The following is a 23,650-nucleotide window of genomic DNA, read 5'->3' on the forward strand; positions in this document are numbered from 1 at the left end:
ACGGTAGCGGTTGTCGTTAACGTCGGCGCCAAAGCCTGAAAGCTTTCCTAGAACTGTTTCTCAAAGCGCAAGGGGCACCGTTGCCTGAGCATAGTCACCTGAAGTCTGCCAGCGTCTTAAGTCGATTTCTCACGGTGTACACCTAGTCAGTGCGGCAGGTCATTCGCCAGATGCGCCACGCGATTGGCCAAGCACTAAAGCGCTACCGACCTCGGGGCCGTCGGCCCCATCTGCACGTGATTCTAGACATGACGACGCTGGAGAAACGAGGTAAATTCAAGGCCTTTTCGGATCTCATCAGCGTGTTTCATGGCAAATGCGGCGTGCATCTGGTGGTGCTCTACCTGGCTGTCTGCCCCTGGCGGGTGCCCCGGAGCTTTCGCGTTTACTGGGGTAAAGGCCAACCGTCTGCCGCCCGATTGATCCCTAGGGATCGCCACCGCAAACCCTAAATTAACTGCTGAAATGTGGCGATAACGCTATGGTCATTCCCCTGACTCAGTCGGAGGCGGTGCTGCTGGTGCCGCAGGAGTTGGAGCGGGTGGGGGCTCTGCCGCAGGGGCTGGAGTTGCCGGTGGGGCCACCGGGACTGGGGGAGCGATTGGGGGTGGAGCATCTGGAACTGGTGGAGCCACCGGGGCGGGCTCAGGAGCCGACTCAGGAGCCGACTCAGGGGGAGCGTTGTCAGCGGGGGCGGTCGTCTCGGCGGCTGGGGCAGTGGCCGGTGCCTCAGCTGGAGGGTCGACCTCGGCAGCTGGGGCCGGGGTTTCGTCTGGAGTTTCGTCCAGGGTTTCAGGGAGTGTTTCGGCAGGCGTTGCGGCAGGTGTTTCGGGGCTAGAACTGGGCTGGGCTGGGGCTGGCGTAGATTCTGCTGTGGCCGGGGCGGTTTCTGACGGTGGGGGCGTAGGTACATCGACGGTCTGGCGCTCACCCCGACGACGGGCGTCGCGGTTGCGGCGCGACCCTTCAATGGTCAGGTCATACTCAATGGGTACGCTGGCCCCGCCTGAGACGGGTTGAAAGCGGGAGTTTCTAGCGGCCTGGATAGCGGCTTGGTCAATTGCTGGGTTGCCGCTGGAGCGGGTCAGGGTCACGCTGCGCACGCTGCCATCGGGGTTGATGTCAACGCTCACCATCGGCTGCCCCTCGGCCCCTTCGGCCAGGGCGCTCTGGGGATAGCTGGGGCGCACGCAGTTTTGACAGGCGACGGTGCGCGACCCCTGCCCCTGGCCGCTGCCCTGGGTAGTAGAGGGGGCTGCCGCGACCCCAGGGCTGTCGCCCGCAGGGGCATTGGGAACCGTGCCACCGCCAGCGGTGGTGGACCCGGTGGGTGCGGTAGCGGTGCTAGTGCCAGAGTCTGACTGGGAGTCGCGCAGGCGCTGGAGCAGGTCGCTCAGGCGCTCAGACTGAGATTCAGTCGGCTCAGTGGCGAGGGCTTCTGGCTCAAGTTCCTCCGAGTCAAGTTCCTCTGGGGTTGCTTCAGCCGTCTCCGTTGGTTCGTCCTCGCTGAGGGCTGGTTCGTTTTCAGCGATGGGCTGGGGTTCTTCTAAGGCCGATTCGGTCTGGGTGTCTTCTGGCGGTTCTGGGATGTCGGCGGAAACAGGCTCGACCGGAGGCGTCACTGGTGCAGGTGGGGCCACCACCGCTGCCCGGGGTGGGGCGCTGGCCGTTGCCGCCGCTGGATCATTGGTTTGAGTGCTGAGTTCGGCGGGCTGGGTGGGGTCGGGCAAGACCTCGGGCTCGTCGGGAAGTGGCTCGGTGAGGGAGTCGGTGACAATCAGCTCAATGGGCATTAGCTCATCGGTGGCAACGCGCTGCCAGAGGTTCAACTGGCTCAGACTGAGGGCCACCCCGTGCGCACCTAGTGAACCCAACAGTCCCCAGAGCAGAATCTTGCGGAGTTTCTGCTGATCGCGCTGGTGCTGTTGACTACAAATCTCAGAAAGACTCACGGATGCTAATCCCAGAAATGGCGTCTTAGCTATCTTACACAATTGGCAAGCAATTTCATTAAGATGATGAGGTGCCGTAGACAGATCAATGGTCGTTGCTGAGGGCAGGACTATAATCAGTGGCTGAAATATTGATATAGAAGGGCATTTACTGAAAGTACGCTCTGCTGATTGGGCCCTAGAGCAGTCTAAACCTGTCTCTCTGCTGAAAATAGTCTCAACTAAATTTTGACATTGACTTGACATTGGATCGCAAATCAGAGTGAATGCTTCTTGATAGCATTTATCAATAGAAGCTTATGGGTACTATGTTTGCGGCGGGCGGCATCGTGATGTGGCCGCTGCTGGGGTTCTCGATTTTGGCGATCGCCCTCATCGTCGAGCGCTCCCTCTTCTGGTTTCGCATCAATCGCCGCCAGCGCCCGGTCATGCAAGATGTGCTACGCACCTATCGGCAAGCACCTGTGGATGTGTATCCCAAGCTGCGGCAGAACGTAAACCTGCCCATTGCCCGCATTTTCCTAGAGGCGCTAGATATTGAGGGGGCCAGCCCCAAGCAGTTTCACCTGGCTCTAGCCAGCGCTATGCAGGCCGAACTGCCTCACCTGCGGCGGTTCAATACTGTTTTTGCCACCATCATCAGCGTTGCTCCGCTGCTGGGACTGCTGGGCACTATTCTCGGCCTGATTAGGTCTTTTGCCGCCATTCAGCTGGGCGACATGGGTTCTAATGCCAACGCGGTAACGGGCGGTATTAGCGAAGCCCTAGTGTCTACCGCTGCCGGATTGGTCGTCGCCATTGGCACGCTGCTGTTTGCCAACCTATTTCGTGGCTTCTACAAGCGCCAGATCGCGCTGATTCAAGAATACGGCGGCCAGTTTGAGATTCTCTACGAAACCCGCTACGAACAGCGGAGCCAGCTTAAGGAAGAGTCGCTGATGAGATAAGGGCTGGTTATTAGGTGTCAGGTCGATAGCCGATACCCCAATAGCCCACCCCTGCCCCTCCCTAGAGGGGATGCCGATAACCCAGCACTCGATATCCAATACCCTCCAGATCCCCCACTCATCCACGCCGATGTCCTACCTTCCTGAAGAACCCGAAGAAGATTTTGAACTCAACATTGTGCCGATGATCGATGTCATCTTTGCGATTTTGACGTTTTTCATTATCTCCAGCCTGTTTCTCACTCGGTCAGAGTCGCTGCCGGTGAATCTGCCCCAGGCCGCTAGTGCTGAACTACAAGAGCGTACCCGCATCACGGTGAGCGTCGAGGAGTCGGGCGAGATTGCGCTAAATCGGCAGGCAACTACTCTCGAAGATCTTCAGGCTGGGGTGCGTGACCTGATGGGTAGCACGCAGGAATCGGTGATCGTGATCAACGCTGATGAGGCGGTCAGCCACGGCCGCGTGATCGCCGTGATGGACGAGCTGCGGGAAATTGAGGGGGCAACGTTGGGGATTGCGACGCGACAGCCAGAGTGAGAGTGGGTGGGGTAGGGGATGAAAAAGTAACAGGGCGATAGGAATGTGAGGTGCGTTCGCGGGGTTGGGGTCTTTGGCGGTCAATCATGCTCGACTCCCGCTAAGCGCTAAAAAACTCCGGCTGGGAACCCTTTTTTAGCGGTTGGGCCGCTAAGCTGTGGGCTGAATTTTTGGCGGGCTGATCTCACGATGGATGCCTCGGCGCAGCAGTATTGGAATTTTCTGGCGACTTATCTGAAGCCCCACCAGATGAGAGTACTCTGGCTGGGGTTGACGCTGTTTGGCGGTATTGGTTTGCAGGTGCTCAACCCGCAGCTGTTGCGCTACTTCATCGATACGGCGATCGCAGGTGGGCAGCAGCAATCGCTACTGTGGGCGGCGGGGGCGTTTGTGGCGATCGCAATTTTGCAGCAGGGACTGGCGATCGCCACCACCTACTTCAGCGAAACCATCGCCTGGCGCGCTACGAATACCCTATGCCTGGATCTAGCCCGCCATGCCTTGAACCTTGACCTAGCCTTTCACAAAGCCCATACCCCCGGCGAGCTGGTGGAGCGGGTTGATGGCGACGTGGATGCTCTGTCGCGGTTTTTCTCGCAGTTTGTGTTGCAGGTGGTGGGCAATGGCCTGCTGGTGGTGGGCGTTCTGGTGATTCTCTGGTTCGAAGACTGGCGGGCCGGGCTGAGCCTGAGTCTGTTTGCCCTGGTGGCCTTGGGGGTGCTGGGTAGCCTGCAAACGCTGGCCATTGGCCCCTGGGGTATCTACCGCCAGATCAGCGCCGAATTTTACGGCTTTGTGGCCGAGCACCTCAGCGGGCTTGAGGATATCCGCGCCAACGGGGCCGTGGGCTACGTGATGGATCGGTTTTACAAAATTCTGCGGCGGTGGCTGGCGGCCTTCCACCAGGCCCGCTTTACCAGCACCCTACTGTGGGGCAGCACCGTGGGGTTATTTACGCTGGGCAATGCGATCGCCCTGGCCGTTGGTGCCTACCTCTGGAGCCAGGCCGTCATCACCATCGGCACCGTCTACCTGCTCTTTTACTACGCCACCCTGCTGCAAGACCCGATCGAGCGCATCCGCGAAGAGCTAGAACAGCTCCAGCAGGCCCAGGCCAGTATCCAGCGTATTCAGGCTTTATTGGGGCACCAGACTCAGGTGAGCCCCGGCGGTCAAGGGGTTTTACCCACGGGTGCGCTGTCGGTGGAGTTTGAGGGGGTGTGGTTTGGGTATGGGGAGTGGGGGAGTGGGGAAATTCAAAATTCAAAATTCAAAATTCAAAACCCATTACCCGATCACCCCGTCACTGCATCACCCCATCACCCCCACCTTCCCCATCACCCCACCCTCCAATCCCTCACCCTCTACCTCCCCGCTGGGCAAACCCTCGGCCTGCTAGGTCGCACGGGCAGCGGCAAGAGCACCCTGGCGCGGTTGCTGCTGCGGCTGTATGACATTCAGCGAGGGCAGATTCGCCTGGGAGGGGTGGATATTGCCGAGGTGCCGCTGCGGGAGCTGCCCCACCATGTGGGGTTTGTGGCGCAGGATGTGCAGTTGTTTCAGACCAGTGTGCGGAATAATTTGACGTTTTTTAATGGGCACATTGGCGATCGCACCATTCTGCAAACCCTTGAGGATCTGGGCCTGATGCCCTGGCTGGAGGCGCTGCCCGCCGGACTTGATACCGAACTGGGGGCCGACAGCGGCGGGCTGTCGGCGGGGCAGGCGCAGCTGCTGGCCTTTGCCCGAGTATTCCTCAAAGATCCGGGGCTGGTGGTCATGGATGAAGCGTCGTCGCGGCTCGACCCGCAGACGGAGCAGCTGATTGAGCGGGCGGTGGATCGGCTGTTGGAAAACCGCACGGGGATTATCATTGCCCACCGGCTGAAGACCGTGGAGCGGGCCGACCAGATTTTGATTTTGGAGCAGGGGCAGGCGGTGGAGTACGGCGATCGCGCTGACCTAGCCCAAGATGCCCAGTCGCGGTTCGCGCGCCTACTCCGGTCTGGAGTAGTGGCCGATCGGGTTTAATCCAAGGCCGAGGGGAAAATAGCTGAATCAGTATCCAACCAGGGGCAAAGGACGGCCTAGAAACTAGCTCAGATTCTGATACATTTGAGAACTACTCTCATTAGAAGCCGCTGCAAGACGCTGTTCCCTCTTGCCCCTTTGCTATGGCCATTACGCTCTCTGCTACCGACTACGACGAACTCTGGCAAGCCGCCAATCCTCCGCAGGGAGGGAGCGATCGCGAGAATTCGACCGAAATGCGTAAGATTGTGCCGCCCCGTCTGGGCCAGGGCTATGTGCAGCAAATTCAGCTGCGGGGCATTGATCTGTGTCTGTTCGACTATCAACTCCATGAGGATGTGTGCCTGATCGCGGCAGCAGCAGATGTATCAGACAGCTACGAGGTGGGCTTTAATCTCTCCGGCAATCGCAGCGGCAAACGCACGGGGGAGAACTTTTTGGAGTGGGGCACGCGCCCCGTTGAACCACCCCGGCGGCAACTGGACTACGCAAATGACCCCGTACTCAAAGTCGATTTGCACATTGATCCTGACCACGAGATTGGGCAACTGCTGGCCCATGGCATTGCAAATCTGTCCCCACCTAGCCAACCAGTGGATGCGGGTAGTGCCCCCTGGGTGAATGATATCAATGTGATTACTCCGGCCATGCGGCTCGTGCTAGAGCAACTCTGGCGCTGCCCGTTTCAAGGCCAGACCCGGCGCATTTTTTTGGAGGCCAAATGCCTGGAGCTAGTTGCCCTGAAGCTAGAGCAGTTGAGTACAGAACCTCCCCAGGCCAAAGATCTCAGGCCCCTTAGCGCCGACGATCGCGATCGCATCTATGCCGCCCAAAAAATCCTCATCGACCAGTTGGATAATCCACCCACCCTGCTTGAGTTGGCCCGTCGGGTTAACCTTAACGACTACAAGCTCAAGGTGGGCTTTAAGCAGGTGTTTGGCACCACGGTGTTTGGCTACCTGCACCAGCACCGCATGGAGACGGCCCGCCACCTGCTCCACAGCCGCCGCTTCAACGTGAAAGAAGTAGCCCAATCCGTAGGCTACGCCAACCAGAGCCGCTTCGCCGCCGCCTTTCGCAAGCAGTTTGGCGTCAACCCGAAGGCCTATAGCCGGAGTTGAAAAATCCGCCTGAGGCCCAAAACGATCCGCCTTGGGGCGATCGCGCTCCCCCTTTACCGATATGTTCTTGAGAATAGTTCCTAGCAAATGATTGGTAAGCCATTCATTTGCTGCATTCGGTATGAGGAGAGACGGACAATGGGTTCACGACAGGTTCAGCGACCGGATCATCGGGTGCTGGTGAGATTGATGGCGGGTGGTGCGATCGCGCTGCCGCTCTGGGCCAATAGTGCGATCGCGGAGAGTCTGCTCCCCAGCGAGCCGCCGCCAGCAGCGTCCTTAGAGATGGCTCAGCAAGGGGAGACCCCGATTCAGATTACGGCAGTCCGCCTTGAGTCTACGGAGGCTGGGGTTGAAGTGGTGTTAGAGACAGCGGCGGGGGAGTTGGCAGCGCCCACTACCATTACTACTGCCGGGAATGCGCTGCTGGTCGAAATTCCCAATGCGGTGCTGCAATTGCCCGGTGGAGAGGCTTTTGAGCAGTTTGGCCCGGCGGCAGGCATTGCCCTGGTCAGCGTCACCGCCCTGCCCGACAACCGGGTGCAGGTGGCAGTTACGGGCACCGATGGGCCGCCTACGGTGGCGACCCGCGCCACGGCGGCGGGGCTGACTCTGACCCTACAGCCCGGCGTAGCGGGTTCGACGGTAACAGCAACCGATGAAGGGCTACAGATCGTCGTCAGCGCGACGAGAACAGAAGAAGATCTTCAGGACTTACCGCGATCAGTGACGGTGCTTACCCGCGACGATATCGAGCAGCAGTCGGCCTTGACCACTGACTTTCGCGATATTTTAGGCAACTTGGTGCCAGGGTTTGGGCCGCCGCCGAGTGTGGCTACGCCCCGGTCAATTGTGCAAAACCTGCGGGGGCGCAGCACTACCATTCTGTTCAATGGCATTCCCCTGACCTCAAACTATGGGCTCGATCGCGAGCTGCGAGCTCTCGACCCCAGCATCGTGGAGCGGGTGGAGGTGGTGCGCGGCCCCACGGCGGTATACGGCAGCCAGGCCACCGGGGGGGTGATCAATATCATCACCCGCGCCCCGGCCAACACCCCGATGCAGGTGACGATCGCCCCCGAGATCGACAGCAGTTTTCGCAACCTGGGCGACAGCTTTGGCCATGGCTTGCAGCTGGGGGTGTCGGGCGACGACGGCGAGGTGGACTATGTGTTTTCGCTGCGGCGGCAGCAGACCGGAGCCGCCTTTGATGCCGAGGGCGATCGCATTCCCGAAACCAGCGGCGGCGGGGTGATCGACGCCACGTCCTACGCCTTTTTAGGCTCCATGGGCTACCGCTTCGCCGCCGATCAACAGCTGCGGTTGACCCTCAGCTTCTACGATGGCCGCCAAGACACAGCGTTTTTGTCCGATCCGGCGGTGAACCAGGAACCGGGCGTGCAAAAGGCCCGTCCGCTGGCAGTTAACCTAGGGCGAGAGGGCACCGATCTGGCGGGCGATCGCAGCTTGACCGCCGGGCTAAGCTACAACCACGACAACCTCTGGGGCAGCCGTCTCCAGGCCAACCTCTACTACCGCGACTACACCTCCATTGTCGGCTTTAGCGACTTTCGAGGCGGTTTCTTTGACGTGATTGGCCGCCAGCGGGCTACGGGCGACAAGTGGGGTGCCCAGGTGCAGGTCGAAACGCCCCTCTGGGATGCCGGAGCCGCCAGCCTGCTGTGGGGGTTGGACTATGTGGATGAGAACAACGTTGCCCCCTTTGAAATCTTTGACCCGGTGGCCTTCGACACCCGCAATACGCTGCAAAAGGTGGGCGAACGCACCTTTGTGCCTCCCTACGGTCTGGAGCAATTGGGTCTGTTTGCCCAGGTGCAGTGGGATGTCAGCGATCGCCTTCGGCTGAGCGGGGGCCTGCGCCACGAGCGCATTGGCCTGCGGGTCAACGACTACACCACGTTCTTTGGCGATGCCATTACCGGCGGCAATCAGAATTTTGATGCCACGGTGTTCAACCTGGGCACCAGCTACGATATCACCCCCGAACTCACCGCTTTTGCCAGCTTTGCCCAGGGCTTCTCGGTCCCCACCTTTGGCGGAGTGCTGCGCAGCCCACCCGCTGGGTTTGTCAATGTGGGCGATAGTCTGCGTCTGACCGAACCGGTGACGGTAAACAACTACGAAATTGGCCTGCGAGGCAACTGGCCTGGTGTGCAGACCTCCCTAGCCGCCTTCTACAACACCTCTGCCCTGGGCGAAGACTATGCCTTTGTCGGCGGCGTGTCCCAACTGGTGCGAGCCCCGGAGCGTATCTATGGCGTAGAGGCCACGGTAGATTGGCAGCTGGCTGATACCTGGAGCCTAGGAGGCACCCTGGGCTGGACGGAGGGAGAAAACGACGAAAGTGATACGGGCGATTATCTGCCAATCTCGACCTTTCGCATTCAACCCCTCAAGCTCACCGCCTACCTGGAGAACGAAACCCTGCCTGGCTGGCGCAACCGCATTCAGGCGTTGTATTCGGGCAGCCGCGATCGCGCCTTTGCCCAGGGGGTGGATAGTGTCGGCATCACAGACTATTTTGTGGTGGATTTGGTTAGCCAGGTGGCTGTAGGGCCTGGCACCCTGCAAGTGGGTGTGCAAAACCTGTTTAACACCCAATATTTTCCGGCGCAGTCTCAGTTTCTCAGCGGCTTTAACGAAACTTTTAACGCCGCCGGAGAAGGCCGCACCTTCCGCGTTGGCTACCGGGTGCAGTTTTAATACCGAATCCTATCAGGTTGCACCCGGTTTGTAGGGACATTGCAGTGCAATGCTCCTACGAGATTCCTGTTTTGAATTGGGGATTTTCAATGCGGATTTCGTATACTACCGAATCCGTTTTTCTGGGTTGCCATTGACCACCAAAAACCCGGTTTCTATGTCGCTGGTGACCACCCATCTCAGTGCATACGCCGCAGAAACCGGGTTTCTCCCTTGCCCTAGCGATTTCAGCCCAACGATAACTATGCCGACTCCCACATCTACCCGATCCCCGCACCGTCAGCGGTTCCATCGTCGCTGCTCGCCGTTAGCCCTAGCCATGGGGCTGTGGCTCACCGCCTGCCAGCCGCCCCCTACGGGAAAAGTGACCACCCCAGAGCCAGCGATTGCTCTGGCCGATGCCTCGGAGACAACGGTAACCCTGCCCCAGCCCGCCGAGCGCATTGTCTGCCTGCACCTGAGCTGCATCGATATTTTGGCTGAGCTAGATCTTGTGCCCCTGGCGGTGGGGCATCCCCGGCTGGCTGACTGGGCCAAAAGCCCGATTTACTTTGGTGAGGCCGCCTCTCAAATAGCTATTGTCGGTGGCCCAGAGCCCAACCTCGAAGCGCTGCTGGCTTTGCGCCCCGATCTGATCATCGGCTACCGGGGCCAAGTCGATGGCCTGCGGGCCACCCTGGCCCCGATCGCACCCTTGTTTTTGCTGGAAGTGAGCAGCGCTGAGCAGGCGATCGCCAATCTGCACCAGGTTGGCCAACTCACCGATCGCGCCGCCGCCGCTGAGGTTGCCGCTCAAACCTTTCGCGATCGCCTGGCAGCTCACCAAGATCAGGCTCAACGCGATCGCACCGTGCTGGTCACCAACGGCACCCAGGGCACCTTTTATGTCGCCACCCGTGAATCGTTAGTGGGCTCTACCCTGGCAGAACTGGTGGACTATCCCTGGTCTTTGGGCGATCGCACCCCCAGCGCCATCAACTGGGCCGTATTTTCCACCGAGCACATTCTACAGGTTGATCCAGACGTGATTTTTGTGCTGGTGCCAGACCCCGCCCCCGACCTACGGGCAACCCTGGCCCAAGATGCCGTGTGGGGCAACCTAACGGCGGTGAAAGCTGGGCAACTCTACGATCTGAGCGACGCCGAGGTGGGCGGGCTAACCACTGGCACGCGATCGCTTAGCCATCTTTTGAACGCGATTATGGCCCATCTGACATCCGATAGCTAACATCCATCCTCTTAGTATTGAGAATCATTGCCAATTAAGGGTAGGATTATTCAATCCTCTCTGACATCTAATGACTTGGATGTAGTTTGCCAAGGGGATGCCTTAAAGGGGCCATACGGCTTTTGGGCATCCCCTTTTTTGTTATGCCGTTGTTCTACCCGTCGTCATGTCCATTACCCTGTCCCAATCTGACTACGCGAACTGGCTCGATGAGACCACCACTACCGCCCCCGAGGGCCACGTGACGACTTATCCGGCCACACTGGGACAGGGGCAACAGCGCTACGTGGCGCTGCGCGAGGGGATCGATCTCTGTATCGAGGATGTCTGGCTGAACGATGATTTAGAGATTCAGCACTGCGATCGCACCCATCCGCTCGAATTCACCTTTGAGCAAGTGCAAATCGGCGGCAAAAGCCGTCAGCGCTACGACTTTTTCGGCAGTGGGCTAGCCCCGGCAGAGGTCTGGCGAGTTCCCGGCCAGCGGCGGATTATGGGCGTCAATGTCCATATTGAGCCGTCCCTATTTCAGCAGTGGATTGGAGACTTGATCGACGATCGTCCGGTGCTAGACCTCCTGCGCCCCGCCGATCAGCGCTACCTGGAGCGCTCGGGTTCCCCGACGGCGGCGATGCAAATGGCGGTGCAGGCGATTTTGCACTGTCCATTTCAAGGGCTAACCCAGCGGCTCTACCTAGAAAGCAAAGTGTGGGAGCTGATGGCGCTGTTGATTGAAGATCTGCAAACAACGCCCGACAACGTTGGCCCACCGGCCCTCAAACCCGACGATGTAGAGCGCATCCACTACGCCAGCAAGTTGCTGCGCCGCCAGCTCACCCATCCCCCTTCGCTGATTGAGCTGGCGCGGGCCGTGGGCATCAACGATCACAAGCTCAAGGTGGGCTTTCGTCAGGTGTTTGGCACCACCGTGTTTGGCTACCTGCACGAGCACCGCCTAGAGCGATCGCGCCAGCTGCTCGAATCGGGCGATCTCAGCGTCACCGCCGCCGCCGAGGCCGTAGGCTTTGCCAGCCGGGGCCACTTTGCTGCCGCCTTTCGCCGCAAGTACGGCGTGAATCCAGGGATGTATGCGCGGGGGAAGCGGGCGTAAGAGCACGGTTAACTGTTCGACCTGCCTTGCCCAAACAATCCCATAATAAAGACAGGTGGATATCGGGTTGGAGGTACCATGGCACTCACTGTCAAAGACTTAGAGACCCTGCAAGCGCAGCACTCGGACTATCGATTGGAACTGGTCGATGGAAAGATTATTGTCATGAGTCCTTCGGGCTATGAGTCAGATGAGGTAGCCTTCCGGGTTGGCGGCAAGTTGTGGAACTGGGTAGAACCTCGGCAGCTGGGACGGGTGACAGGCTCTAGTGCTGGCTTCAACCTCGCCAATACCCGCGCTCCCGATGTTGCCTTTGTGCGGGCCGATCGCCTACCCCAAGCTCCCCGTGGCTATGCCACAATTCCGCCGGATCTCATGGTGGAGGTCAAGTCTCCCACCGACTCTGTGGAGGAGTTGCGGGCAAAAATTGACGAGTTTTTGGCTCAGGGCACTGCGGTTGGCATTTTGGTCAACCCGGACGATCACACTGTCACCGTTTACCGCCTTAGTCAGGCCCCCGTCATGCTGCGCGATGGCGAGCTGTTGACTGTCCCGGATGTGCTGCCGGGCTGGGAAGTGCCGATCGCAGAGCTGTGGTCGCCAGTATTTGAGTAGAGCCAGCAGAAAAACTCCCACATCTGATCGCAAAAACTCCGCCTAGGGATCATTCCTCGCTTTAGCGACTTCCACTGACCTGTATCTTGTTGAGAAGTATTCCTGATTGTCCGGGGCCACGGGCAGTCAGGGCATTGTTCTCAACGCGTTAACAGGTGGTGTGATGGGCGTTCGATTGCAAGGGTTGGTGTTGTTAGCGGGATGGCTGGCGCTGGTGCCGATGGCGGCTCGGGCCGAAACGGCGTTGTCTTTGGTAGAAGCGGTGCCGCCCAGCGGCCAGGCGACAGATCTCGATTTGGCCCAGGCGGCGACACAGATTACCGGCGTGCGGGTGGAGGTCGAGGGTGAAGGGTTGCGGCTGGTGCTAGACGCGGCTGGGGCGCTGGGGGAACCAACAACTTCGGTGGTGGGCAACGCCCTGGTGGCCGAGATTCCTGATGCAGTGCTCGCCCTGCCGGAGGGCGAGAGTTTTGAGCAGTTTGGCCCCGCCGAAGGCATTGCCCTGGTGAGCGTGACCAATGAGCCTGGGAATCGAGTTCGGGTGTCGATTACCGGCAGCGATGGGCCGCCAGCGGTGAATGTGAGCACTGGGGCAACCGGGCTGGTGCTGGGCGTTACACCAGGGCTAAGCTTGGCCTCTGGGGAAGAAGAAGTCATTCGCATTGGGGTGACAGGGGAGGGCGATGAGGGCTACGCGCCAAGCAATGCCACCTCAGCAACTCGTACCGATACGCCCCTGCGCGACACACCGCGCACGATTCAAATCATTCCTGAGCAGGTGCTGGAGGATCAGGGCATTACCCGAGTGACCGATGCCGTGCGCAACGTCAGCAGCGTGGTGCAGGATGGTGGCTTTGGCAGCACCACCGACCAGCTCAATATTCGCGGCTTTTTTACGGACGGTATTTTTGTTGATGGGTTTAGGGGCGACACCTCGGGGTTTGCCGAAACCGCCAATGTGGAGCGCATTGAGGTGCTGCGAGGGCCAGCCTCGGTGCTGTTTGGCAACACCCAGCCCAGCGGCATCATTAATCTGGTCACCAAGCGACCCTTAGCGGAGCCGTTCTATAGCTTAGATCTTCAGGCGGGCAGCTACGGGTTTGTTCGCCCCACGGTCGATTTGACTGGGCCGCTGAATGACGATCGCACTATTCTCTACCGCTTTAACGGAGCTTACGAACGGGCCAATGGCTTCCGCGACTTCGACCAAACCATCAACCGCTTTTTTGCCGCGCCTTCGCTGGAGTTTCGTCTCAGCGATGCCACTACTCTCAATCTAGACGCCACCTACCGCAACGACGAACGCCCCTTTGACCGAGGGTTTTTGGCCTTTGGGCGGGGCATTGTAGACACCCCGCTCAGCCGCATTTTTGGCGAGCCCAACGATGTCAGCCGGGTGCGGGAATATGGGGCTGGATACCGTCTGGAGCACGAATTTAACGACAGTTGGCAGGTGCGCAACCAGTTTCGGCTACTGTCAACCGACAGCTTTGACTACCGGGCCGAGCCAGTAGCCCTGGACGAGGCCACCGGCATTTTGACCCGCAACTTTCGCTCTAACGACGACCGTTCTGAGATCTACTCGCTGCAAACCGATGTGCTAGGCAACTTTTTTACCGGCTCGGTTGAGCACGACCTTTTAATTGGGCTAGATCTGCGGCGACAGACCTCCGGTGGCACCCAGCGGCGGCTGCCCGGTGGGTTGACGCCCAGTCTTGATATCTTCAACCCGATCTACAACGTCGTTGAGCGCCCTGCCCTCAGCGCCCTGACGAATGAGGTGCGGAACAACAGCGATCGCACTAACGCCCTTGGCCTCTTTATGCAGGATCAGATCCAAATTTTGGACAACCTGATCGTGGTTGTCGGTGGACGGTTTGATGTAGTTTCGCAAAATAGCCGCAACAACCAAACGGGTGAAGATTCTGGTCAGGATGTCACGGCGTTTACGCCCACCGTCGGCGTGGTCTATCAGCCGATCGAGCCGATTTCGCTCTATGCCAACTTTGCGCGATCGTTTCAGCCCAACTTTGGCACCAGCGTCGATGGCAGCTTTCTAGAGCCAGAGCGGGGTACCCAGTACGAGGTGGGCGTTCAGGCGGCCATCACTGATCGCCTAACCGCTTCCCTCGCCGCCTACAACATCACCAAAACCAACCTGGCCACTACCGACCCCGACAACCCCGATTTCAGCATTCCCATTGCTGAGCAGCGCAGCCGAGGCATTGATCTAAACCTAGCGGGTGAAGTTCTCCCCGGTTGGAATGTGATTGCGTCCTATGGCTATATTGACTCTGCCTATACCGAAGAGTATTTTGGCCTGCCCCCAGGGAGCCGGGTACAAAACGTGCCCAACCACACCGCTAGCCTGTGGAGCACCTACGAAATTCAGAGCGGCGATCTGCAAGGGCTAGGCTTTGGGGCCGGGGTGTTTTATATCGGCGATCGCGCCGGAGATTTTGAAGACACTTTCGACCTGCCCAGCTATCTGCGCACCGATGCGGCGGTGTTTTACCGGCGCAACAATTGGCGGGCTGCCATCAATGTGCAGAATCTGTTTAACGTGCGCTATTTCAGCTCTAACAACTTTGGCCGGGTGGCGATCGAGCCGGGGGAGCCTTTCAGCATTGTTGGTTCAGTCTCGGTTGATTTTTAGGATTTTGAGCGTTAGTTGATGCCCATGCATGGTTACAGAATGACTCGACAATTACCCTGGGTTAATCTAGGAATTAAAAGATGGCGATCGATTGTTTTGGGATTGTTTACATGTCTCGTTGTCGTCATCCTAGGCAGCGCTTGTACCCCCAATACCTCCACTCAAAATGGTGCAATTCGCGAAGCGTTCGGGAACCGACTCGGAACGAGTATCCGTCCCGGAATCGCCAGTGCCGACTGTCGAGTCATTCGCCATGCCAGAGGCGAAACCTGTGTGCCCAACAACCCTCAGCGCGTTGTTGTTTTGGGTGCTTTAGATTATGCCTTGAGCTTAGGCATTAAACCGATCGGTAGTGACTGGTTAACTGCTCAAGACATTCACCTCAGCGACATGCTCGATGATATTGAAGACGTAGGCGGCAACGATGCCCCCAACATCGAAAAGATCTTGACCCTCAAGCCAGACTTCATTATTGGCGCAGATTATGTCTCAGCTAATTACGGTGCCTTATCTAAAATTGCCCCCACAGTCTTGATTGCCTACGAGCACAGTGGGCAGTGGAAAGAGTTTTTTATGAGCTTTGCAGAGGCGCTTGGCAAGACAGCCGAAGCCCATCAGGTTATGGACGATTACTATGCCCGGACAGAGGAATTTAAAGCACGAATGGGGGACCGTGCGGCTGAAATTGACGTATCAATTGTGCGGGTGTATCCCAGCTATGTGAATCTGTACCTTAAAGACTCATTCTGTGGAACGGTGGTGGCCGATGCCGGACTGGCTCGTCCCCCTGCCCAAGATTTGACCGCAGCGGAAGCCAGCACTTTGTTTGACAATCCAATTCAGTACACGATCAGTCGAGAAAAAATGCCCGATGCCGATGGTGACGCCATCTTTCTCTGGACCTACGGATTTCAAGATGACATTGCCCAGCAGGCTCAGAGTCAGCAAGAAAATTTAGTAGCTGATCCGCTATGGTCTACATTAAGTGCGGTTCAAAATGGGCAGGTTTATGAAGTCCCTCCCTACTGGATTGGGGATGGCCCGATCGCCGCCAACGCCGTCCTCGATGACCTGTTCAAGTATCTTGTGGAGGACTCGTAACCGTGCCAGACCAGTTGATTGTCTGTGAAAGCTGCGGCTTTACCGCCGATGAAGAGAAGCGCGATGGCGAAACGGGCGGGGCTCATTTAATCAAGCATCTGCAAGCCCTGTACGAGCAGTGGCATCGCAAAGAGAAACTGGCGATCGCGACTACCGGGTGCCTGTGCATTTGTGAACAGCCCTGCGCGATCGCCTATGTGGGCACCGGCAAACCCACCTATCTCTTTGCCGACCTCGACCCCACCACCTGCGCCGCCGACCTGCTCACCGCCGCTGAGCTATATCTCGACAGCAAAGACGGCATGGTCTCGGCCAATAGGTTGCCCAAGGAGCTTCAGTCTCACAGAATTGCCCGTATTCCGCCTGCGCCTTGAGTAAGTCAACTCCCCTCGGTTACTGGCCTGGATTGAGCTGTTCCATTTGCCAGGTAATCAGCGTGCCCACCGGGCTCCACAGCAGGTAGGGCAGCAGCAAGAAGAATGCTGTCGTGTCTATCTGTGCCACTTGCCAGGCCAGCAGCAGCCCAAATACAAACCCCGCCGCCCCGATCGCCGTGCCCACGCGCAAATTTTGCAACTTGCACATCACCGGGGTATAGCTGACAATCAATAGCTCTAGCAAGATGTACCCTGCCATAAACCACCAGCTCTGGGTTTGCCGCCAAACGATGTAGGCCGACCAGCCGCCGCAGATAAACACCACCGTCCACACGACCGGAATGGCAAACTCAAAGGTAAGCCAGTCGGGGCGACGCTGCCGCTTAAACCATTTGATATCGCGAGAGCTGAGCAGGCTGGAAGCAGAGGCGATCGCCACCCCCACCACCGCAATGACTAACCAGGCTGGAAACATCACGCACCTCACAGGGTCTGCTTAAACTAAACCAGACCAGCGCCACCGCGACATCTTACCCATGACACAACTTAAGAAACGGACGACATTCTAGCCTGTCTTTTGTTTGCCCGACAGTATGCCCATTGCCGTCGGGGGATGCGATCGCAAAAATTAAGCTTCTTACCCTCACAACTTTGCACATCTTAAAAACCGGCAGCAGTTCTCCCCAGAAACTCCGTTGAGCAACCAAAAAAATCCGTCTCAGGCCCCTGGCGAGAGGGTATAAGGTTTACGGTTTGGGGGTTAAGGGTCGGCATTCGACCTTGCACTCGATACCCATTTCCCCTCCCATGCCCCCTATCACCCACCTGCTCTGGCAGCTCATCCATTACGCCCAGCGGCTCTACTGGGTCGATACCCTGCTGTGGCTGTTCATCCTTGGCTTGCCTGCGGTGCCGGGGCTGATCATTCGCGAATTTTTTGACACCCTGACTGGGGAGTCTCGCTTTGAAGCCTCGCCCTGGCTGTGGATTGGTCTGCTGCTGGCGGTGGGGCTGGCGCGGGTGGTGGCAATTTTTGTGGGGCGCATCACCAAGACCCAGCATCGGTTTTTGATCAGTGGTTTAGTGCGGCACAATCTACTGTTAGAGCTGCTCAAGCGTCCTGGGGCCGAGCTAGCCACAGGCGGGGCCAACGGCCAAAATGCCTCCCCTGGCGAAATTCTCAGCTACTTTCGCGACGATGCGGCGCAGATTGAGGATGTGGTGGTGGGCACCAACGAGATCTTTGCCGCCGGGGTGTTTGCCGTGGGTTCCGTGGCACTGCTGATCAGCGTCAACCCGACGATGACGCTGCTGGTGTTTTTGCCCCTCTGTGCGATCGCCCTCCTCGCCCACCAGGCCGAGCACCGCCTCAAACGCTACCGCCGCGCCAGCCGCCAAGCCACCCAGCGGGTCACCGGGCTGATTGGCGAACTGTTCACCGCCGTACAGGCCGTCAAAGTCGCCGGGGCTGAGGCCCAAATGTTGGAGGAACTGCGGGAACGGTGCGATCGCCGCCGTGACCTGATGGTGCGCGACCAGGTGTTCAGCGCCATCCTCAACTCCGGCTTTGAAAACATCGTCAGCATCGGCACCGGGCTCATTTTGCTGGTCGCCTCCCAGAGCCTCGGTGCCCAGGGCGACCTCACCGTGGGCGACTTTGCCCTATTTGTCTATTACCTATCGTTTGTCACCTACTTTCTCGCCTTCCTCGGCGGCTTTATTGCCGTCACCAAGCAGAGCGAAGTCTCCTTTGAGCGCATGGGGAAGCTAGTTGGAGTGGATGAGTGGATGAGTGGACGAGTGGATGAGTCCTACCCACCGACCCGCCGACCCGCCGGCCCCCTCACCCACCCCCACCCCCTCCACCTCAAACCCATCCTTGGCCCAGAACCAGCGCTGCCGTCGATGGCTAACGCGATGGTCAAAAACCTGCCGGGGAGCCCCAGCGCATCCGAACCACTCCACGAGCTGCGAGTTGAAGGGTTGACCTACCGCTATCCTGGCGGTGGGGGCATCAGCGATATTAGCTTTAGCCTGAAAGCGGGCAGTTTGACAGTGATTACCGGCCAAGTGGGCGCGGGCAAAACCACGCTGCTGCGAGTGCTGCTCGGTCTTTTGCCCAGGCAGTCTGGCGGGCTGTATTGGAATGATCAGCCGATTCTTGACCCAGCGAATTTCTTGGTGCCGCCCCAGGCCGCCTATACGCCGCAAATTCCCCAGCTTTTCAGCGCCTCACTACGAGAGAATCTGCTGCTGGGGCTGAAGGACACCGTGGATCAGGAACAGCTTGATCGGGCGATCGCCACCGCCATTTTTGACCAAGATCTTGCCAACCTGCCCGAGGGGCTAGAGACCCTAATTGGCACTCGCGGCTTTCGTCTTTCTGGTGGACAAAAACAACGGGCCGCCGCCGCCCGCATGCTGCTGCGCCAGCCCGCCTTAATGCTGTTCGACGACCTCTCCAGCGCTTTGGATGTCGAGACCGAACAACAACTGTGGGAGCAATTGTTTGACCCATCCACTCATCCACCCATCTACCCATCTACCCATCCACCCCTTCCCCCCACCTGCCTGGTCGTCTCCCATCGCCCCTCAGTGCTCCATCGCGCCGATCAAATTCTGTTTTTAGAGAATGGGCGCATAGAGGCTGTAAAGTCGCTGTAATTTTGAGGTTCAACCACAATGGCCAAAGAACAAGCCTGATCGCCTGGGGGATTGTTTGGGCGAATAGACGATGTTGGGTTTCGCTCAACGCCAACCAGATGGTAACTTTTGGCAGTCAATCAGGTTGCTGTCTGTTTTGTCTTTGGGTGAACCGTTAACGATTCAGGTCATGGTGAGCAAGACGTTGGTGTTAGCTAGCACCTTGGGTTTAGTCCTGTAATTGGCTCGCTGCATCGCCGCTGTTGGCATTGCTCCACGCAATACCGACAACGAGTCAGCGTATCAGACTAATGAAATCAATTCTTAACAAGCACCTGAGAGGACGTTTGAAAAGTGATTTGATGTAGCTTTAGTCCCTGCTGGATCCCCCCTTGCCCCCCTTAAAAAGGGGGGTCAAAAGTCCCCCTTTTTAAGGGGGATTTAGGGGGATCTCCACTTTTGCTACAAGAAATAGGACTTTTCAAACATCCCCTGAGAAAGCAGGGCGATGCAACCGGGGACACCAACTATGGACTGTAGCTGCCAGCAATCATAAGTGGGTGGGCTAATTCAAAAATAGGATGGGTTAGCGATCGCGTAACCCGTACGGGCGTTGGGTTTCGTGCCTCAACCCAATCTACATCGACTTATATTTAATTGCGCCTGCCTACTTAGCTGGGGTTTGGCTGCAAAAGACTAGCAAATTGGATTTGACTGTTTGGTGGACTAACGCTGTTGCCCTTGCCCCAAGGCTCACCCTAGGGCTAAGATTCATAGGAATAATTCTTATCTAGTTTGATTTAGCTGTGTCTGCAACCCTAGGCTCAACTCAACCGCTCAAAGGCCCGCTCCTGTGGCTGGGCCTGGGCCTGGGTGGGCTAGTCCTGCTCGGCTGCCTGCTGGTGAGCATTCTTTTGGGGGCAGCGGATATTGCCCCTGGCACCGTATGGCAGTCGATCGTTCAATTTGATGGCTCTACCGAGCACCTGATCATTCGCACGGTGCGGCTGCCGAGGGCGATTTTGGCGGTGGTGGTGGGGGCGGCGCTGGCGGTGGCCGGAGCCATTACCCAGGGGCTAACGCGCAATCCCCTGGCGGCCCCCGACATTTTGGGCATCAACGTGGGGGCGGCGCTGGCGATGGTGCTGGCGGTGTTTTGGCGGGGCAGCGGCGGCAGCTATGTGGGGTTTGCCTTTGGGGGGGCTGCGATCGCAGCGGTCACCGTCTACTGGCTGGGCTCCATGGGTCGCAGCGGCCTGACGCCGCTCAAGCTGGTAATTGCCGGAGCGGCGCTGTCCTACCTGCTTAGCTCCCTGACCACGGGCATTCTCATCCTCAGCCAGCGCACCCTAGATGAAATTCGCTTTTGGCTGGCCGGGTCGCTGGCGGGGCAAGATATCGCCACCATGCTGCCGGTGCTGCCCTATATCGCCGTGGGGCTAGCCGCTTCCCTGGCCCTGGGGCGACAGCTGACGCTGATGAGCCTGGGCGAAGACGTAGCCCAGGGATTGGGATTGCAGACAGCCTGGGTAAAGGTGGGATCTGCGATCGCCGTCGTTCTGCTAGCGGGCAGCGCTGTGGCCCTGGCCGGCCCCATTGGCTTTGTTGGCCTGGTGGTGCCCCATATCGTCCGGTTTGCGGTCGGCGTTGACTACCGCTGGATTTTGCCTTACTCCATGGTCGCTGGAGCGATTTTGCTCTCTGTGGCCGACACCGCCGCCCGCCTGGTAATTCGCCCCCAGGAGCTGCCCGTGGGGATTATGACGGCGCTGGTGGGGGCACCGTTCTTTATTTATTTGGCCAGGTCGAAGATTAAGCGGTGAGGCGCAGGTTGATGGTGGGCGGTGCCCACCCTACGAAGGTCATGACCTGACAAAAATTCTCGCGTTGGGCAGACGGTGCATCGCTGCGCGGATGCACCCTACGCGCCATCTACCCATCTACCCATCTACCCATCCACCCATCCACTCCCCATGCCCTCCACCAAACCCTGGCTTTCTCTTCGGCCCCGCCAATTCCCTGTCTCTTTGCGGATTGATCGCCGGGTGCCTGCGGTGCTGGTGGCGCTGGTGGCGATCGCCCTACTCTCCCTAATCTTCAACGTCAGCCAGGGAGAGTACCCGGTGCCGCCGCTGGAGGTGGTCAAAACCATCCTGGGGTTTCCGGCCAGCCCTGACTATGCCTTTGTGGTGAATACGTTGCGCTTGCCCCGCGCCCTGGTGGCGCTGCTGGTGGGTATGGGGCTGGCGACGGCGGGAACGATTTTGCAAGGGCTGACCCGCAACCCGCTGGCGGCTCCAGAAATCATCGGCATTAATTCAGGAGCCAGTTTGGTGGCGGTGGCGCTGATTGTGCTGTTCCCGCAGGTGGCGGTGGGGTGGCTACCGCTGGCCGCATTTTTGGGCGGGCTGGGGGCGGCGATCGCCATCTACCTGCTGGCCTGGAACGGCGGCAGCTCGCCCATGCGCCTGATTCTCGTTGGCATTGGTCTGACTTCGCTGACCGGGGCCTTCACCAGTTTGATGATCACCTTCGGCAATATCTACGATGTCAGCCAGGCGCTGGTGTGGCTCACCGGCAGCGTCTACGGGCGCAGTTGGGAGCACCTGTGGCCGCTGCTGCCCTGGCTGGTGATATTTCTGCCCCTGACTTTGGTACTGGCGAGGGATCTCGACACCCTCAACCTAGGCGATAACCTCGCCCAGGGGTTGGGCAGCCGGGTGGAATGGACTCGCAGCCTGCTGCTGCTCTGCACCGTAGCTCTGGCGGGGGCGTCGGTCGCTACCGCAGGCACCATCGGGTTTGTTGGCCTGATGGCTCCGCACCTGGGGCGACAGCTGGTGGGGCCATCCCACGCGGGGCTGATTCCGGTAGCGGCGCTGACCGGAGCCTGCATTGTGGAGCTGGCCGATCTGGTGGGGCGGCTGGCCTTTGCCCCCATCGAGCTACCCTGCGGGGTGATTACAGCGGTAATCGGCGCGCCCTACTTTTTGTGGCTGCTGTATCGCGATGGTCAGGGATCGGCCCAAAGGGGCCATCGCAATCGCTGAGAGGCTAAAGATCCCTAGGTTTTTTCTAAAATCCAGGGATTTTGGTTGAGCAGATCAAACTATGATCGCCCCCACCCCCGACTGCACCCGCCAGAGTCCCGCATAGATGCCGCCCTGCTCCAGCAGTTCATTGTGGGTGCCCTGCTCTACGATTTGCCCTCGATCCATTACATAGATGCAGTCGGCCTGGCGAACGGTGGAGAGGCGGTGGGCGATCGCAATGGTCGTCCTCCCCTGGGTAATCACCGCCAGCGATCGCTGAATCGCTGCCTCAGTTTCGTTATCCACCGCTGAGGTGGCTTCATCCAGCACCAGAATCGGCGGATCTTTGAGAATGGCACGGGCGATCGCCAGGCGCTGCCGCTGCCCCCCTTGAGAGCTTCTGTCCTCGCTCGCCCACGATGGTGTCGTAACCCTGGGGCAATTCCTGGATAAACTCGTGAGCCTCCGCCTGCTTAGCGGCGTGGATAATCTGATCGCGAGTGGCCTCAAAGCTGCCGTAGGCAATGTTTTCCACCACCGTACCGTGGAACAAAAACACATCCTGACTCACCCAGCCGATGCAGCAGCGCAGATCCCCCAGGTTGAGGTTGCGAATATCTTGCACGTCAATTGCAATCTGCCCCTGGCCAACCTCATAGAAGCGCAGCAGCAGCTTGACCAGCGTACTTTTGCCCGAGCCCGTGGCCCCGACAATGCCGATGGTGGCCCCAGCGGGAATGTGCAGCGACAGGTCTTTGAGCACGGGATGGCGATCGCTATAGGCAAAAGTCACCTGGTCAAACAGCACGTCTCCCTGGACGGTTTTTAGCGGCAGGGCGCGATCTCCCTGGGGAATGACGATCGCCGTATCCAGCAGCCCCATTACCCGGCGCACCGACGATGTTGGTGTTAGCAGGAACGCTGGTGTTGATTTTGTAGCGGGTTGTGAGGGGGGCACTGCCTTTTATTCGGCTGGTGGAATCTTGGCAATATTGGTTGACTGCAACACAGCAGGAAACTGTTTCCAGGGGATATCGCCTGTGGTGCTGTTGAGATAGAGGTGGCTAAACTGAAGTAGGGCAGGAGCAGTTTCATCGGTTGGTAATGTGGTGAATAGGTAGGTGGGTTTGGTGGGAGCAGAGAAGGCGACGGCACAGGGGCGATCGCAAACCCACAAGCAACTGACGGGCTTGACTTCAAGGTTATTCGATTGTATTTTTTCAATACTTATTAAATTGAGTTGATCGAGCAACTGTGTGCCATCAGTCGGCTGATCAGCATATTGCTTCGCGGAAGACTGACGACAGGATTGACAGACAAATAAACTCACTTTCGCCATGCTAATTATCACCCTTAGCTCGACTTTATCCATTTGAAATTGGAGCCATTTTCGGCGGTGCCTGGATCGCAGTCGGAGAGCCAAACTTTTTCAGACATGCCATATTTGACTGACATGCTGAAAAGTCTAGAGAAAATCCGGCCTGCCAGAGCCAGCGCCGTGTAAGGGTTCTAGCAAATGGATAAAGTCGAGCTTAGAGGATGTTTGAAAAGTCCTATTTCTTGTAGCAAAAGTG

At 58.4% G+C, this 23,650-nt stretch carries 20 protein-coding genes; 15 read left to right on the forward strand and 5 right to left on the reverse strand.

Translation table 11 applies throughout. The features are described 5' to 3' along the window. Positions 1 to 149 precede the first annotated feature (149 nt). Positions 150 to 452, forward strand: a complete 303-nt coding sequence (locus VB780_RS24425; protein WP_323353793.1) for a hypothetical protein — start codon at positions 150 to 152, stop codon at positions 450 to 452. Between the two features lie 33 nt (positions 453 to 485). Here the strand turns inward: VB780_RS24425 and VB780_RS24430 are convergent, their stop codons facing one another. Further along, the gene (locus VB780_RS24430; protein ID WP_323353794.1) at positions 486 to 1,952 is read right to left on the reverse strand and encodes a TonB family protein; all 1,467 of its coding nucleotides are present in this window, start codon (positions 1,950 to 1,952) and stop codon (positions 486 to 488) included. A 299-nt stretch (positions 1,953 to 2,251) separates the two neighbouring features. Between VB780_RS24430 and VB780_RS24435 the strand changes: the two genes are divergently transcribed. The 11 genes from VB780_RS24435 (at position 2,252) to VB780_RS24485 (ending at position 16,398) form a co-directional block, all read left to right on the forward strand. After that, on the forward strand, positions 2,252 to 2,899 hold the full coding sequence (locus tag VB780_RS24435) for a MotA/TolQ/ExbB proton channel family protein (protein ID WP_323353795.1): 648 nt from the start codon (positions 2,252 to 2,254) through the stop codon (positions 2,897 to 2,899). A 130-nt stretch (positions 2,900 to 3,029) separates the two neighbouring features. Further along, positions 3,030 to 3,437, forward strand: a complete 408-nt coding sequence (locus tag VB780_RS24440) for a biopolymer transporter ExbD (RefSeq protein WP_323353796.1) — start codon at positions 3,030 to 3,032, stop codon at positions 3,435 to 3,437. Positions 3,438 to 3,626: 189 nt separating this feature from the next. After that, positions 3,627 to 5,468 carry an ABC transporter ATP-binding protein gene (locus VB780_RS24445; protein WP_323353797.1) on the forward strand — a complete coding sequence of 614 codons (1,842 nt, stop codon included), beginning with the start codon at positions 3,627 to 3,629 and terminating at the stop codon, positions 5,466 to 5,468. Between the two features lie 143 nt (positions 5,469 to 5,611). Then, positions 5,612 to 6,589 carry an AraC family transcriptional regulator gene (locus tag VB780_RS24450; protein WP_323353798.1) on the forward strand — a complete coding sequence of 326 codons (978 nt, stop codon included), beginning with the start codon at positions 5,612 to 5,614 and terminating at the stop codon, positions 6,587 to 6,589. Between the two features lie 138 nt (positions 6,590 to 6,727). Then, complete coding sequence (locus VB780_RS24455) at positions 6,728 to 9,313, forward strand: TonB-dependent receptor domain-containing protein (protein WP_323353799.1); 2,586 nt, start codon at positions 6,728 to 6,730, stop codon at positions 9,311 to 9,313. A gap of 244 nt (positions 9,314 to 9,557) precedes the next feature. Next, a complete protein-coding gene (locus tag VB780_RS24460) occupies positions 9,558 to 10,541 on the forward strand; it encodes an ABC transporter substrate-binding protein (RefSeq protein WP_323353800.1) in 984 nt (327 codons plus the stop codon). Between the two features lie 166 nt (positions 10,542 to 10,707). Beyond that, on the forward strand, positions 10,708 to 11,652 hold the full coding sequence (locus tag VB780_RS24465; protein ID WP_323353801.1) for an AraC family transcriptional regulator: 945 nt from the start codon (positions 10,708 to 10,710) through the stop codon (positions 11,650 to 11,652). Positions 11,653 to 11,730: 78 nt separating this feature from the next. Beyond that, positions 11,731 to 12,267, forward strand: a complete 537-nt coding sequence (locus VB780_RS24470) for a Uma2 family endonuclease (RefSeq protein WP_323353802.1) — start codon at positions 11,731 to 11,733, stop codon at positions 12,265 to 12,267. Between the two features lie 163 nt (positions 12,268 to 12,430). Beyond that, the gene (locus tag VB780_RS24475; RefSeq protein WP_323353803.1) at positions 12,431 to 14,923 is read left to right on the forward strand and encodes a TonB-dependent siderophore receptor; all 2,493 of its coding nucleotides are present in this window, start codon (positions 12,431 to 12,433) and stop codon (positions 14,921 to 14,923) included. Between the two features lie 39 nt (positions 14,924 to 14,962). After that, positions 14,963 to 16,024, forward strand: a complete 1,062-nt coding sequence (locus VB780_RS24480; protein WP_323353804.1) for an iron-siderophore ABC transporter substrate-binding protein — start codon at positions 14,963 to 14,965, stop codon at positions 16,022 to 16,024. 2 nt (positions 16,025 to 16,026) lie between these two features. Then, positions 16,027 to 16,398, forward strand: a complete 372-nt coding sequence (locus VB780_RS24485) for a DUF1636 domain-containing protein (RefSeq protein WP_323353805.1) — start codon at positions 16,027 to 16,029, stop codon at positions 16,396 to 16,398. Between the two features lie 19 nt (positions 16,399 to 16,417). Here the strand turns inward: VB780_RS24485 and VB780_RS24490 are convergent, their stop codons facing one another. Further along, positions 16,418 to 16,876 (reverse strand): TspO/MBR family protein, encoded by a 459-nt coding sequence (locus tag VB780_RS24490; protein WP_323353806.1) that lies wholly within the window; start codon positions 16,874 to 16,876, stop codon positions 16,418 to 16,420. 332 nt (positions 16,877 to 17,208) lie between these two features. On the opposite strand from VB780_RS24490, the gene VB780_RS24495 reads away from it, so the two are divergent. The 3 genes from VB780_RS24495 to VB780_RS24505 all read left to right on the forward strand — a co-directional run bounded on the left by VB780_RS24495 (position 17,209) and on the right by VB780_RS24505 (position 22,094). Continuing rightward, positions 17,209 to 19,065: an ABC transporter ATP-binding protein gene (locus tag VB780_RS24495; RefSeq protein ID WP_323353807.1), complete on the forward strand. Its 1,857-nt coding sequence runs from the start codon at positions 17,209 to 17,211 to the stop codon at positions 19,063 to 19,065. Positions 19,066 to 19,850: 785 nt separating this feature from the next. Further along, positions 19,851 to 20,867, forward strand: a complete 1,017-nt coding sequence (locus VB780_RS24500; protein ID WP_323353808.1) for an iron ABC transporter permease — start codon at positions 19,851 to 19,853, stop codon at positions 20,865 to 20,867. Positions 20,868 to 21,017: 150 nt separating this feature from the next. Beyond that, the gene (locus VB780_RS24505; protein ID WP_323353809.1) at positions 21,018 to 22,094 is read left to right on the forward strand and encodes an iron ABC transporter permease; all 1,077 of its coding nucleotides are present in this window, start codon (positions 21,018 to 21,020) and stop codon (positions 22,092 to 22,094) included. 54 nt (positions 22,095 to 22,148) lie between these two features. Here the strand turns inward: VB780_RS24505 and VB780_RS24510 are convergent, their stop codons facing one another. From VB780_RS24510 to VB780_RS24520, 3 genes are all read right to left on the reverse strand, one after another. Next, positions 22,149 to 22,448 (reverse strand): hypothetical protein, encoded by a 300-nt coding sequence (locus VB780_RS24510; protein ID WP_323353819.1) that lies wholly within the window; start codon positions 22,446 to 22,448, stop codon positions 22,149 to 22,151. Continuing rightward, entirely contained in the window at positions 22,396 to 22,971 is a 576-nt protein-coding gene (locus VB780_RS24515) for an ATP-binding cassette domain-containing protein (RefSeq protein ID WP_323353820.1), read from the reverse strand. The genes VB780_RS24510 and VB780_RS24515 overlap by 53 nt, the downstream gene beginning before the upstream one ends. 69 nt (positions 22,972 to 23,040) lie before the next feature. Next, on the reverse strand, positions 23,041 to 23,448 hold the full coding sequence (locus VB780_RS24520) for a DUF1636 domain-containing protein (protein ID WP_323353810.1): 408 nt from the start codon (positions 23,446 to 23,448) through the stop codon (positions 23,041 to 23,043). Positions 23,449 to 23,650 lie beyond the last annotated feature (202 nt).

The sequence above is a fragment of the Leptolyngbya sp. CCNP1308 genome (assembly GCF_034932455.1).
Classification (GTDB): Bacteria; Cyanobacteriota; Cyanobacteriia; order Phormidesmidales; family Phormidesmidaceae; genus Nodosilinea.